Here is a 12,546-nt window from a genome sequence, read left to right as displayed (position 1 = left end):
ATTAAGTAGAGAGTCAATGCAGAGTGAAGAATAATCAATTTAATTAATAATCAGCACCACATTATCGGTTTTACCTATGTAAGTAATTAGTACTAGATTTGTTGATTGGTTTTGACCAATATCATCAAATGAGAAAGAATTGACTGTAACTATTAAATGTCAGGCTACAATCTGAGAATATTGGATTGTAATCTTAAGAGAGTATTGTGAATGAAAAATGTAAACCCAACTCAAACCCTAGCTTGGAAGGCATTAGAAAACCATTTTTCGGTTATCAAAGATACCGATATGAAAACGCTTTTTGCTCAGGAACCATCACGCTTTGAGCAATTTTCAAAAGTATTTTCAGACCAAATTCTAGTGGATTTTTCAAAAAACCGTATTACGAAAGAAACATTAGATAAATTGCAGGCTTTAGCGAAGGAATGTGACGTAGAAGGTGCGATAAATAGCATGTTTACGGGTGAAAAAATCAACCGTACTGAAGATCGTGCTGTATTGCATACTGCATTACGTAATCGTAGCAATACTCCTGTCATCGTTGATGGCAAAGATGTTATGCCAGAAGTTAACGCAGTACTGAATAAAATGAAAAAATTCAGTGAACGTATTATTAGTGGTGAATGGAAAGGTTATACAGGCAAAGCAATCACTGATGTTGTAAATATTGGTATCGGTGGGTCCGATCTCGGCCCTTATATGGTAACAGAAGCATTACGCCCATATAAAAACCACCTTACTATGCATTTCGTTTCGAATGTCGATGGTACTCATATTGCCGAAACACTAAAAAAATGTGATCCCGAAACTACATTATTCTTAATTGCGTCAAAAACATTCACGACACAAGAGACCATGACAAATGCGCATTCAGCAAGAGATTGGTTCTTAGCATCAGCGAAAGAGAGTGTTTTTGTCGCTAAACATTTCGTCGCGTTATCTACGAATAGCACTGAAGTTGAAAAATTTGGTATTGATACTGCCAATATGTTTGAGTTCTGGGACTGGGTTGGCGGTCGTTATTCATTATGGTCAGCAATTGGTTTATCTATCGCGTTATCTGTTGGTTATGACAACTTTGAGCAATTATTGGAAGGTGCTCATGCTATGGATAACCACTTTAGAACCACTGATGCTGAAAATAACATCCCAACAATCCTTGCACTGATTGGCATTTGGTATAACAATTTTTTTGGCACAGAAACTGAAGCGATTCTGCCATACGATCAGTACATGCATCGTTTTGCTGCTTACTTCCAACAAGGTAATATGGAATCAAATGGTAAGTATATTGATCGCGATGGAAATAAAGTCAATTACCAAACGGGACCTATTATTTGGGGTGAACCAGGTACAAATGGCCAACATGCGTTTTATCAACTGATCCATCAAGGTACAAAAATTATCCCTTGTGATTTTATTGCACCTGCAATTAGTCATAATCCATTATCAGATCACCATGCAAAATTGATGTCTAATTTCTTTGCTCAAACAGAAGCGCTCGCTTTTGGTAAAACTCGTGAGCAAGTTGATGCTGAATTTGCGGCAGCAGGAAAAGATCCTAAAACCATGGGATATGTTGCACCTTTCAAAGTATTCGAAGGTAATCGCCCAACTAACTCTATTCTGTTAAAAGAAATTACGCCTTATTCATTAGGTGCATTGATTGCAATGTATGAACATAAGATCTTTGTACAAGGTGTTATTTTCAATATCTTCACGTTTGACCAATGGGGTGTTGAATTAGGTAAACAGCTGGCTAACCGCATTCTTCCTGAATTAAAAGGTAAGGAAAGTGTTAACAGCCATGATAGCTCAACAAATAACCTGATTAATCGTTACAAAGCATGGCGTTAATCGAATAAATTGAATATAAGTAGTCGGTTAGATACAAAGGAGGTTTTTATGGCCTCCTTTATTTTTTGAATGCTTCGTGCTCAATCTGATTTTCTTTTAACGCTTTTTTAGATTATTTATGCGAAATGTTATCAGCTTTTAACTTCCCTTAGTCACATCATGATATCCTTATGTATCATGACTCACACAAGCTAGGATCATCAACGCGTGATGATGAAATAATGTTCAAAAAATCAATAATTACCCCTGCTCCTATCCATTGGTTGCCCAGTGAGGAACATGAAAATATTAAAGAAAGTACATTAAGTTGGTTAATGGAATTAGGCTCAATGACGCGACGCTTTGAACAGCATTGTCAAAAAGTTACAGTGATGCCTTATCAAGAAGGATTTGTTGAGATTATTGAGCCTGCTGATGAAAAAGCATGTTTACCTGAAAGTCAGCGTTATTGGTTAAGAGAAGTGGTATTGTGTGGTGATAATGTTCCTTGGTTATTAGGGCGAACATTAGTACCAGAAGAGACACTGACAGGTGAAGATAGAAAACTGGTCAATTTAAGAACCGTTCCTCTTGGACGTTATCTGTTTCAGGAAACAACCTTAAGCCGTGATTTCATTCATATCGGGCAACAAAATGGATATTGGCTACGCCGTTCTCGTTTCCAGCTTTCAGATAAACCTTTATTATTAACCGAGGTGTTTCTACCTGCATCACCAGTGTATGAGAAGTAATTAGGGGGAGCTAAAATTGGAGGGAAGTATGACGCACAATAAATGGCAGGCATATAGCCGTTTAATGCGTATAGATAAACCTATCGGAGCGCTATTATTACTTTGGCCAACTTATTGGGCTTTATGGATTGCGGCTAAAGGTTTTCCTGATTGGCATATTCTGATTGTCTTTACTATTGGCGTGTTCTCTATGCGTGCCGCTGGGTGTGTAATAAACGACTTTGCTGACAGAAAAATTGACGGCAGCGTTGAACGAACTAAAAATCGACCATTACCTAGTGGGGCTGTGACAGAAAAAGAGAGTAAAATTTTATTTATTGTATTGGTTATCTTGTCATTTGGATTAGTACTTACACTCAATACGATGACAATTTGGCTCTCTGTGGCAGGACTTGCACTAGCATGGTTCTACCCCTTTGTTAAACGCTTTAGTAGTCTACCTCAGCTTATTTTAGGTATGGCCTTTGGGTGGTCAATTCCAATGGGTTTTGCTGCTGTTTCTGAAAGCTTACCATTAGTATGTTGGCTATTATTTCTTGTTAATATTGTCTGGTCGGTGATTTACGATACCCAATATGCGATGGTTGACCGCAATGATGATATAAAGATTGGCGTAAAATCTACTGCTATTTTGTTTGGTCGTTATGACAAAATTATTATCGGTATTTTACAACTGATGATGTTGGCGCTACTCGTGGGTATTGGTGTTCTGCTGAACATGAAAGGTATCTATTATTGGTCGATATTACTCATTACCGCGCTCTTTATCTATCAACAAAAACTGATTGCAGAGCGTGAAAGAGCACCTTGTTTTCAAGCTTTTATGAATAATAATTATGTTGGTTTCGTTTTATTTGCGGGTATTTTATTTAGTTATTTTTAAGATAAATAAGCGCTGAAGTATTCTCTATCATTGAGTAGAAACAAAAAGGGATAAGCAATGCGCTTATCCCTTTTCTATTGCGGTCATGGCGTTATTTACTGATTATTCATCAGCTTTAGGCTCATTTTTTTCATTCATTATCTGTGCTGAATTGTTATCTTCAGTGACACCGACACTCTCAATGGTTAAGCGAATTTCTGGTGACATTAATTTTGCAATCACTTGGTAAAGGGCTGATGCATCTGCTTTTAGGATATCTTCGTTATCGTTGAGATAGCCTTCTTCACGCAGTGTTGAAACTAAGGTAGAGAATACTGCTTTATCAAAAAACTCAGGTGCGTTGATGCCATGTAATACAGAAAGACGTTGTGCCAAGATACGGCTCTCTTTTTCCAATAATGCACGACTAATTTCAGGAGCAAAATTGAGTAAAGACAGCGTAATGCCATAACGTTGTAATGTTTCTCTGACACTAGCCGCTAAAAGCTGTAATGGACGAATACGAGCAGGATTAATGCGTAGTAAGCCATCACTATCACAACAGATTAGACGCTGACGACAAAGTTCTGCGATCAAGGTATTAATGACTTCAGGTAGCTCTTCTTTCTCATAGCGAATAAATAACTCTGCTTTAATTAGAGGGAAGATTAATTCAACCTGTTTCATTAAATCATCACGATGGATTTTTTCATGATGCAAGATGATGCTAGCAATTAACGATGGAGTAATCATTAAATGGATCGTGTTATTACGGTAATAAGTCATTAATACCGCGCTTTCACGAGGAAGCACCACAATATCACCCAAACTATCTTTTTCGACTAAGAATTTATCTGATTGCAGGGCGTGTTCTAATAACGCCTCAGCATTTTTATCAGACACAATCATGTCAGTCGAATAAGGCACATTACGTAATAATTGCAGATAACAATCGACTTGCTCTAACAGCTGTTCTCTAGTGAGTGCTCGCTGACGTGATGCTAACAGTGCCGTTGAGACCAAGTTAATTGCATTAATTGAGGCTGCATTATTGATATGAACCATAATATTGTCAGCTAATGCGCTTACAGCTGGATTTAACCAACTTGGGCGTTGTGGCTCAATGGGATCAATATCATCACGCCACTGTGGAACCGCTTGATTTAAGTACTGTGCAACAGAGATAGGTTCACCAAAGTTAACATAGCCTTGGCCAAGATTACGTAATTTACGTAAACCCCTCACCATCTGCATAAAACCTTCTTTCTCTTTTGTTGCGCCACGTAATTCTTTGGCGTAGGTTGCCACTTCCATAACGTGCTCATACCCAATATAAATAGGAACAACAGAGATAGGGCGTGTTTCACCACGTAACATTGCTTGTACTGTCATTGAAAGTGTTCCTGTTTTAGGATCTAACAATCGACCTGTACGTGAGCGTCCACCTTCAACGAAATATTCAATAGAGTAGCCTCGTGTAAATAGCTCACCTAAATATTCACGGAAAATGGTGGAGTACAGCTTGTTACCTTTAAAGGTTCTTCGGATAAAGAAAGCCCCTAAACGGCGGAAAATTGGACCTGCTGGCCAGAAATTAAGGTTAATACCCGCGGCTATATGTGGAGGAACTAAGCCTTGATGATAAAGCACATAAGAAAGCAGTAGGTAGTCCATGTGGCTACGGTGGCAAGGTACATAAACAATCTCATGTCCATCTTGTGCGAGCTTACGTACACGTTCGGCATTATAGACGTTGATACCTTGATAGAGCTTATTCCATGTCCAACTTAATACGCGGTCACTAATACGCACAGCTTCATATGAGAAATTAGCTGCGATTTCTTCCATGATATCAGTAGCATTTTTGCGCGCTTTATCCAGTGAGATTTTTTTCGCTTTTGATTCATCTTCAATTGCTTTTTCAATGGCTTTCGATGAAAGCAATTTATTGAAGAGGTCTTGACGTGCTGGTAATTTTGGGCCAACAGCGGCTAAACGCTGGCGAGAAAAATGAATACGCGCAACGCGTGCGAGTTTTCGGGCTATACTGGTGTCAGTACCGTGTTCGTTCGCCATTTCACGCATTGATACGGTGGGTGAAAAACGAACAAAGCTATCACGACCTAACCAGAGGATAGCGATAAATTTTTGGATACCATTAAGCACACGTAAATGTGGTACGCCATTATGACCTTCACGGCCAGGAGAGCGACCAAACATCACGGAAACCGGTAACATCTCGATATCAAGGTGTGGATTATTACGATGAGCATCAAGATAAGCGTGGAATGTTTTCACGGAATCTTTACGAGGATCGGGCGAGTAGTAACGGAATACTCTTGGGCCGTCATCAATAAAGACATACGCTGGGAGCTTCGTACCGCCTATCTCAATAGGTTGCAGTGGATCAGGCAATCCTAAAGATAAACATTGCTGTCTTAATGTCAGTAAGTCTGCCTTTGAATGATAAGGCAGCACATAAAGGAAAGATCGCGACGTATCCAACCCTAACTCAGTGATAGGATCAGTCGGAACTCGTTTACTTTTTACCAGTAATTTTAGTGGTAAATTCAATGTGTTATAATATAGTTTACGCCAAGCTGACATAAATAGTTGTAGCCTCTTATTAGCAATACTTCGAAAGCATAACAGAAAGTCTTTCGTAGATCTGTGGTGCTGTGACAATATTAATAGAGAAAAGTGACAAAATAATCGTTTGTTTTCGATAGAGTTTATTATGGCTAATCAAAATAAAGGTCTTACCCGAATCATCAAAGCTGGTGGCTATTCATACAAGGGCATTCGTGCCGCTTGGATTAATGAAGCTGCTTTTAGACAAGAAGCAATTGTGGCCTTGGTTGCAATTATCCTTTCATTTTTCATCGATGTCAGTGGTCTAGAGCGCATTTTACTCATTGGTTCCGTTGTATTGGTTGTGATCTTGGAACTGGTAAATAGTGCAATAGAAGCGGTTGTCGATCGAATTGGATCTGAATACCACGAATTATCAGGACGTGCAAAAGATATGGGTTCTGCTGCCGTTCTCATTGCTATTATATTGGGATTATTTACTTGGGTAACCATTCTTTGGGGACATTTCTTCGCATAAAGTTAAAAAATTCGATTTTTGTCGAAAAATAATCTAAAGATGCGTGTTTTATATTCATTTAAGGTTTCAAATCGTCATATACCTGTATATACTCACAGTCTGACTGTATAAACAAACAGGGGGCGGAATGAAAGCATTAACTGCAAGGCAGCAGCAGGTTTACGATTTGGTTCGTGATCACATTTCGCAAACGGGTATGCCACCAACACGGGCTGAAATAGCTTCCCAACTTGGGTTTCGCTCACCAAATGCGGCAGAAGAGCACTTAAAAGCTCTTGCTCGTAAAGGCGTGATAGAAATTATCTCTGGTGCATCTAGAGGTATCCGTTTGCTGATGGAAGAAGAGCCAGAAGGACTGCCATTAATTGGGCGAGTTGCTGCTGGTGAACCACTTTTAGCACAAGAGCATATTGAAAGCCATTATCAAGTTGACCCAATGCTATTTAAACCAAGTGCAGATTTTTTATTGCGCGTTAATGGTATGTCGATGAAAGATATCGGTATTATGGATGGCGACTTACTTGCTGTGCATAAAACACAAGATGTTCATAACGGGCAAGTGATTGTGGCACGTATTGAAGATGAAGTGACAGTAAAACGCTTTAAGAAAAGTGGTAATAAAATTGAACTTCATGCAGAAAACCCAGAGTTTTCACCTATCATCGTCGATTTACGCGAACAAAGCTTTACTGTGGAAGGTTTAGCAGTAGGGGTTATTCGTAACGGCGAATGGCTGTAATTTGTACCAAAGTAAGTCAATACAACTTATTTTAAAAAGATGCAGATGATGTGTAAAAACACAAAATCATCTGCATTTTTTATTTCTAATTTGTATAAAAAAACACCACCGCACTACAAATGTAATAACAATATGATGTGTTTTAATTGCGGAGGTGCTTATGACAACGATACAAGTTAGAGTAGACGATGAGCTCAAAAAAGAAGCTTATCAAGTATTTGAAAAAATGAACCTGTCTCCTTCAGATGCCATAAGATTATTTCTACGTTATGTTTCTGAAAATGAAAAATTACCTTTCTCAGAAGTTTCTGTCGTTGTTGGGGAGCTGGATGAAGATGGGGATATTTTAGCTGTTGTACGTGAACGTTTGAAAAAACCAAGTAAACGTATAAAAGTTAATATTGATGATCTTTAATATTGAGTTTGATAAGCGTGCCTTGAAAGAATGGCAGAAACTCGATCAAAGCATTAAAGAGCAGTTTAAAAAGAAATTAAAAAAATTGCAGGAAAACCCTTATATCCTTATATAGAGTCAGCTCGCTTAAAAGGTGATCTCACGGGTTGCTATAAGATTAAATTACGAGCATCTGGTTTTCGATTGGTTTACCAAGTTATTGATTCTGAAGTTGTGATTTTAGTTATTGCTGTTGGTAAGCGAGAAGAGAGTAAAGCTTATTCATTAGCTAAAGTGAGAATTCAAAAGTAGAACACGTATTAGCCAGCATTTAGCTGGCTTTTTGTATTTTATAAGCTCAGCGTGGCTTATAGTCACCAGTTTTTTTCTGCTTAAGATTATCATCCATACTGTGGTCATGATGACAACCTTCAGGGTGTGTACACTCTTGAGCTTCGTAGCACAGTGAACACAATCCATGAATTTCGATGACGCTATGTCGTAAATGAAATCCACTCTCTTTTGCTAGTAATGAAATCGCATCTTCGATTTTATGACTATTTTTTTCTGTGACAGATAAGCAACGGTCACAAATTAGCATGACTGACGTATGTTCAACATCATCAAAATGATGACAAAGTACATAACTGTTGGTGGATTCTATTTTATGGATAAATCCTTGCTCAAGTAAAAATTCTAACCCGCGATAGACTGTTGGTGGTTTGGCTTGTGGCTCAACTTGGCGTAATAAATCCAATAAATCATATGCGCTGATAGCAGAAGGTTGCTGCATTATCAGACGTAATACTGCCAGACGTTGTGAAGTCAGGCGAACACCTCGTTTCTGGCAGATCTTTTCTGCCTGAGCGAGCAATTTCTCTTCATTCATGGGGATAAGATGCTCTCAGACGTTGTTAATAACACAGATCCTATCATATTTTTCAAGAGTAAACCTTTGTGTAAAGTGGGGTTTTATGAAAATAACTGTGGTATTACGCTCTTTTTTTAAAGAGAACTGTTGTTAGATAAAAGAACATGTTTTCTTTCAATAATATAAAGAAAGTGTCTTTGAAGAGAGATAAGCACATAACAATTTACTGCGTAAAGCGAATTTATTCTATGTAAACAAGTTGGCTTACATGGGGATATAGCTTTTTGATCATTAGCAACAAAAAACCCAGCCTAAGCTGGGTTAATTTTTTAGATGGTTTTAAATAATTTGTTCTGAACCTTAGAATGGAATGTCGTCATCAAAATCCATTGGTGGTTCATTGTTTGGTGCAGGTGCTGCTGCGGGTTGTTGTGCTGGGCGAGATTGCGCACCACCGCTAAATTGTTGTGATGCTTGTGGCTGTTGTGGTTGGCCCCAACCGCCTTGACCACCTTGTGAAGGTGCGCCATCTTGACCACCACGGCCACCTAACATCTGCATTGAGCCACCGATGTTAACGACAACTTCAGTGCTATATCTGTCTTGACCACTTTGGTCTTGCCATTTACGTGTTTGTAATTGACCTTCGATATACACTTGTGAACCTTTACGCAGATATTCGCCTGCAATTTCAGCTAATTTGCCGAAAATTACCACACGGTGCCACTCGGTTTTTTCTTTCATTTCACCGGTTTGTTTATCGCGCCAGCTTTCTGATGTTGCCAGTGTTAGGTTGGCAACTGCACCGCCACTTGGCATATAACGGATTTCTGGATCCTGCCCTAAATTACCGATAAGAATAACTTTGTTTACGCCTCTGCTCGCCATGTGAGGTACTCCTGCGAAAGTAAATTTTTTGAAATCATAAGCGAATAAGTTTATCACGTACGCTAAAATTTGAATATGACGTGTGATGAATTTCTCAATTGTGAACATTGTCGATATTTTTTTGTCTCAAAATGACAGGTTTACATCATCATTCAATTTCACTATATATACTGTATATCCATTCAGTTAACTTTGTGTCATAATTATCCGATTATTTCTTTTTCGGCGACTCTCTCAATCCGGGATATATTCATGGATAAAATCGAAGTACGGGGCGCTCGCACCCATAATCTAAAAAATATCAATTTGGTCATTCCTCGCGATAAACTTATTGTTATTACGGGACTTTCAGGCTCAGGTAAATCCTCTTTAGCCTTTGATACGCTTTATGCAGAAGGACAACGACGTTATGTTGAATCACTTTCTGCTTATGCTCGTCAGTTTCTTTCGTTAATGGAAAAACCTGATGTTGATCACATTGAAGGTTTATCTCCCGCTATTTCGATTGAACAAAAATCTACATCACATAACCCACGTTCAACGGTGGGAACAATTACCGAAATACACGATTACCTACGTCTCTTATTTGCGCGCGTTGGTGAACCTCGTTGCCCTGATCATGATATTCCATTAGCCGCACAAACGGTCAGTCAAATGGTTGATAATGTGCTTGAACAGCCTGAAGGTAAGCGTTTAATGCTGTTAGCACCAGTGGTGAAAGAGCGTAAAGGTGAGCACATTAAGCTATTGAATAATCTTGCAGCTCAAGGTTATATTCGCGCGCGTATTGACGGTGAAGTGTGCGATCTTTCTGATCCACCAACATTAGAATTACAGAAAAAACATACCATTGAAGTGGTAATTGACCGTTTTAAAGTACGTGACGATCTCGCTCAACGTCTAGCGGAATCTTTTGAAACCGCGTTAGAACTTTCAGGTGGTACTGCCGTTATCTCTGATATGGATGATAACAATGCAGAAGACATTATTTTTTCTGCGAATTTCGCGTGTCCTGTTTGTGGCTACAGCATGAGCGAGTTAGAACCTCGTTTATTCTCTTTTAACAACCCTGCAGGAGCTTGTCCAACCTGTGATGGTTTAGGTGTGCAGCAATTTTTCGATCCCGATTTAGTGATCCAAAATCGAGAGATCTCTCTTGCTGGTGGTGCGATTAAAGGATGGGATCGTCGTAATTTCTACTATTTCCAGATGCTACGTTCACTGAGTGAACATTATCATTTTGATGTTGAAGCACCGTTTGATTCCTTGCCAGATAATATCCAAAAAATAGTTTTGACTGGCTCAGGTAAAGAAAATATTGAATTTAAATACACTAACGACCGAGGCGATGTTGTTGTTCGTCATCATCCTTTTGAAGGTGTACTAAATAATATGGAACGCCGTTACCGCGAGACAGAATCAAGCGCGGTGCGTGAAGAACTTTCTAAGTACATTAGTAACCGTCCTTGTGCATCATGTGGTGGTACGCGTTTACGTCGTGAAGCTCGCCATGTGTATGTTGAAAATACAACATTGCCTGAAATTGCAGATTACAGCATTGGTCATGCCATGACCTTTTTCCAAAACTTAAAGCTCAGTGGGCAGAGAGCGAAGATTGCAGAAAAAGTGTTAAAAGAAATTGGCGATCGACTGAAGTTTTTGGTCAATGTTGGCTTAAATTACCTCACACTTTCTCGTTCAGCTGAAACATTATCTGGTGGTGAAGCACAGCGTATTCGCTTGGCGAGCCAAATTGGTGCTGGGTTAGTGGGCGTTATGTATGTATTAGATGAGCCTTCTATTGGATTACATCAACGAGATAACGATCGCCTACTTGAAACATTGATCCACTTACGTAATTTAGGTAATACCGTGATCGTTGTTGAGCATGATGAAGATGCTATCCGTGCAGCAGATCATGTTATCGATATTGGCCCTGGTGCAGGTGTTCATGGTGGTGAGATTGTTGCTCAGGGGACACTTGAAGATATCATTAATAATCCGAACTCATTAACAGGTAAGTTTTTAAGTGGTGAGCGCCGTATCGCTATTCCAGAGCAGCGTGTTCCGGTTGATCGAGAAAAAATGCTGACCATTCTTGGTGCAAAAGGTAATAACTTAAAAAATGTAAATCTGAAATTACCAGTAGGTTTATTTACCTGTATTACGGGGGTATCAGGTTCAGGCAAATCAACGCTTATCAATGATACGTTATTCCCTATTGCGCAACGCCAATTAAATGGTGCCACAACTATTGTGCCTGCACCTTATTTAGATGTTGAAGGTTTAGAGTATTTCGATAAAGTTATTGATATTAACCAAAGTCCAATTGGCCGAACTCCTCGTTCAAATCCCGCAACCTATACTGGTGTTTTTACACCTATTCGTGAGTTATTTGCGGGGGTTCCTGAATCTCGTACTCGTGGTTATACGCCAGGTCGTTTCAGTTTCAACGTAAAAGGTGGGCGCTGCGAAGCTTGCCAAGGTGATGGTGTATTAAAAGTTGAAATGCACTTTTTACCGGATGTTTATGTTCCTTGTGATCAATGTAAAGGTCAGCGCTATAACCGTGAAACTCTTGAAATTAAATACAAAGGGAAAAATATTCACGAAGCCTTGGATATGACTATCGAAGAGGCAAGAGAGTTTTTTGATGCTGTTCCTGCGCTGGCTCGTAAGTTACAAACATTGATTGATGTTGGGTTGTCTTATATTCGTTTGGGGCAATCAGCGACCACATTATCAGGTGGTGAGGCACAACGGGTTAAGTTAGCGAAAGAGTTGTCAAAACGTGGCACAGGGCAGACACTCTATATTTTAGATGAACCCACAACAGGACTTCACTTTGCTGATATTGAGTTACTGCTTGAAGTTCTTCATCAGTTACGTGATCAAGGTAATACGATTGTGGTGATTGAACACAATCTTGATGTGATCAAGACTGCAGACTGGATTGTCGATCTTGGCCCTGAAGGCGGAAGTGGTGGTGGTCAAATTTTAGTGTCAGGCACACCAGAGCAAGTTGCGGAATTTGAAGGCTCACATACCGCAAGATTCTTAAAGCCAATCCTAGAGCGTGGTTATTAGTACTAGGC

Annotated in this window: 10 protein-coding genes and 1 pseudogene; 8 read left to right on the top strand and 3 right to left on the bottom strand. The window is 39.3% G+C overall.

Translation table 11 applies throughout. The features are described 5' to 3' along the window. Positions 1-210 precede the first annotated feature (210 nt). The 3 genes from pgi to ubiA all read left to right on the top strand — a co-directional run bounded on the left by pgi (position 211) and on the right by ubiA (position 3,471). Complete coding sequence (gene pgi, locus LG402_RS18770; RefSeq protein WP_227336120.1) at positions 211-1,857, top strand: glucose-6-phosphate isomerase; 1,647 nt, start codon at positions 211-213, stop codon at positions 1,855-1,857. Between the two features lie 221 nt (positions 1,858-2,078). Continuing rightward, complete coding sequence (gene ubiC, locus LG402_RS18765) at positions 2,079-2,588, top strand: chorismate lyase (RefSeq protein WP_166539990.1); 510 nt, start codon at positions 2,079-2,081, stop codon at positions 2,586-2,588. A gap of 28 nt (positions 2,589-2,616) precedes the next feature. Further along, positions 2,617-3,471 (top strand): 4-hydroxybenzoate octaprenyltransferase, encoded by an 855-nt coding sequence (gene ubiA / locus LG402_RS18760; protein ID WP_109408451.1) that lies wholly within the window; start codon positions 2,617-2,619, stop codon positions 3,469-3,471. Between the two features lie 102 nt (positions 3,472-3,573). Here the strand turns inward: ubiA and plsB are convergent, their stop codons facing one another. Continuing rightward, entirely contained in the window at positions 3,574-6,057 is a 2,484-nt protein-coding gene (plsB, locus tag LG402_RS18755; protein WP_227336119.1) for a glycerol-3-phosphate 1-O-acyltransferase PlsB, read from the bottom strand. A gap of 130 nt (positions 6,058-6,187) precedes the next feature. Between plsB and LG402_RS18750 the strand changes: the two genes are divergently transcribed. From LG402_RS18750 to LG402_RS18735, 4 genes and pseudogenes are all read left to right on the top strand, one after another. After that, the gene (locus tag LG402_RS18750) at positions 6,188-6,559 is read left to right on the top strand and encodes a diacylglycerol kinase (protein WP_227336118.1); all 372 of its coding nucleotides are present in this window, start codon (positions 6,188-6,190) and stop codon (positions 6,557-6,559) included. 127 nt (positions 6,560-6,686) lie between these two features. Next, complete coding sequence (gene lexA, locus LG402_RS18745) at positions 6,687-7,298, top strand: transcriptional repressor LexA (RefSeq protein ID WP_072070935.1); 612 nt, start codon at positions 6,687-6,689, stop codon at positions 7,296-7,298. Positions 7,299-7,458: 160 nt separating this feature from the next. Next, on the top strand, positions 7,459-7,713 hold the full coding sequence (locus tag LG402_RS18740) for a type II toxin-antitoxin system RelB/DinJ family antitoxin (RefSeq protein WP_166539888.1): 255 nt from the start codon (positions 7,459-7,461) through the stop codon (positions 7,711-7,713). Beyond that, positions 7,703-8,004: pseudogene (locus LG402_RS18735) on the top strand (type II toxin-antitoxin system RelE family toxin). Before LG402_RS18740 ends, LG402_RS18735 begins: the two are co-directional and overlap by 11 nt. 46 nt (positions 8,005-8,050) lie before the next feature. Here the strand turns inward: LG402_RS18735 and zur are convergent. Further along, a complete protein-coding gene (gene zur, locus LG402_RS18730) occupies positions 8,051-8,581 on the bottom strand; it encodes a zinc uptake transcriptional repressor Zur (RefSeq protein WP_166539889.1) in 531 nt (176 codons plus the stop codon). Positions 8,582-8,923: 342 nt separating this feature from the next. Beyond that, entirely contained in the window at positions 8,924-9,451 is a 528-nt protein-coding gene (gene ssb1, locus LG402_RS18725) for a single-stranded DNA-binding protein SSB1 (protein ID WP_088494417.1), read from the bottom strand. A gap of 252 nt (positions 9,452-9,703) precedes the next feature. Here ssb1 and uvrA point away from each other — a divergent pair, with 252 nt between their 5' ends. After that, on the top strand, positions 9,704-12,538 hold the full coding sequence (gene uvrA / locus LG402_RS18720) for an excinuclease ABC subunit UvrA (RefSeq protein WP_109408444.1): 2,835 nt from the start codon (positions 9,704-9,706) through the stop codon (positions 12,536-12,538). Positions 12,539-12,546 lie beyond the last annotated feature (8 nt).

The organism is Proteus sp. NMG38-2, assembly GCF_020640995.1.
Lineage (GTDB): Bacteria > Pseudomonadota > Gammaproteobacteria > Enterobacterales > Enterobacteriaceae > Proteus.
This window is presented reverse-complemented; position numbering and strand designations above follow the sequence as displayed.

Coding starts and splice junctions, on each gene's coding strand:
- pgi (WP_227336120.1), top strand. CDS start 211: ATGAAAAATGTAAACCCAACTCAAACCCTAGCTTGGAAGGCATTAGAA.
- ubiC (WP_166539990.1), top strand. CDS start 2,079: ATGTTCAAAAAATCAATAATTACCCCTGCTCCTATCCATTGGTTGCCC.
- ubiA (WP_109408451.1), top strand. CDS start 2,617: ATGACGCACAATAAATGGCAGGCATATAGCCGTTTAATGCGTATAGAT.
- plsB (WP_227336119.1), bottom strand. CDS start 6,057: ATGTCAGCTTGGCGTAAACTATATTATAACACATTGAATTTACCACTA.
- LG402_RS18750 (WP_227336118.1), top strand. CDS start 6,188: ATGGCTAATCAAAATAAAGGTCTTACCCGAATCATCAAAGCTGGTGGC.
- lexA (WP_072070935.1), top strand. CDS start 6,687: ATGAAAGCATTAACTGCAAGGCAGCAGCAGGTTTACGATTTGGTTCGT.
- LG402_RS18740 (WP_166539888.1), top strand. CDS start 7,459: ATGACAACGATACAAGTTAGAGTAGACGATGAGCTCAAAAAAGAAGCT.
- zur (WP_166539889.1), bottom strand. CDS start 8,581: ATGAATGAAGAGAAATTGCTCGCTCAGGCAGAAAAGATCTGCCAGAAA.
- ssb1 (WP_088494417.1), bottom strand. CDS start 9,451: ATGGCGAGCAGAGGCGTAAACAAAGTTATTCTTATCGGTAATTTAGGG.
- uvrA (WP_109408444.1), top strand. CDS start 9,704: ATGGATAAAATCGAAGTACGGGGCGCTCGCACCCATAATCTAAAAAAT.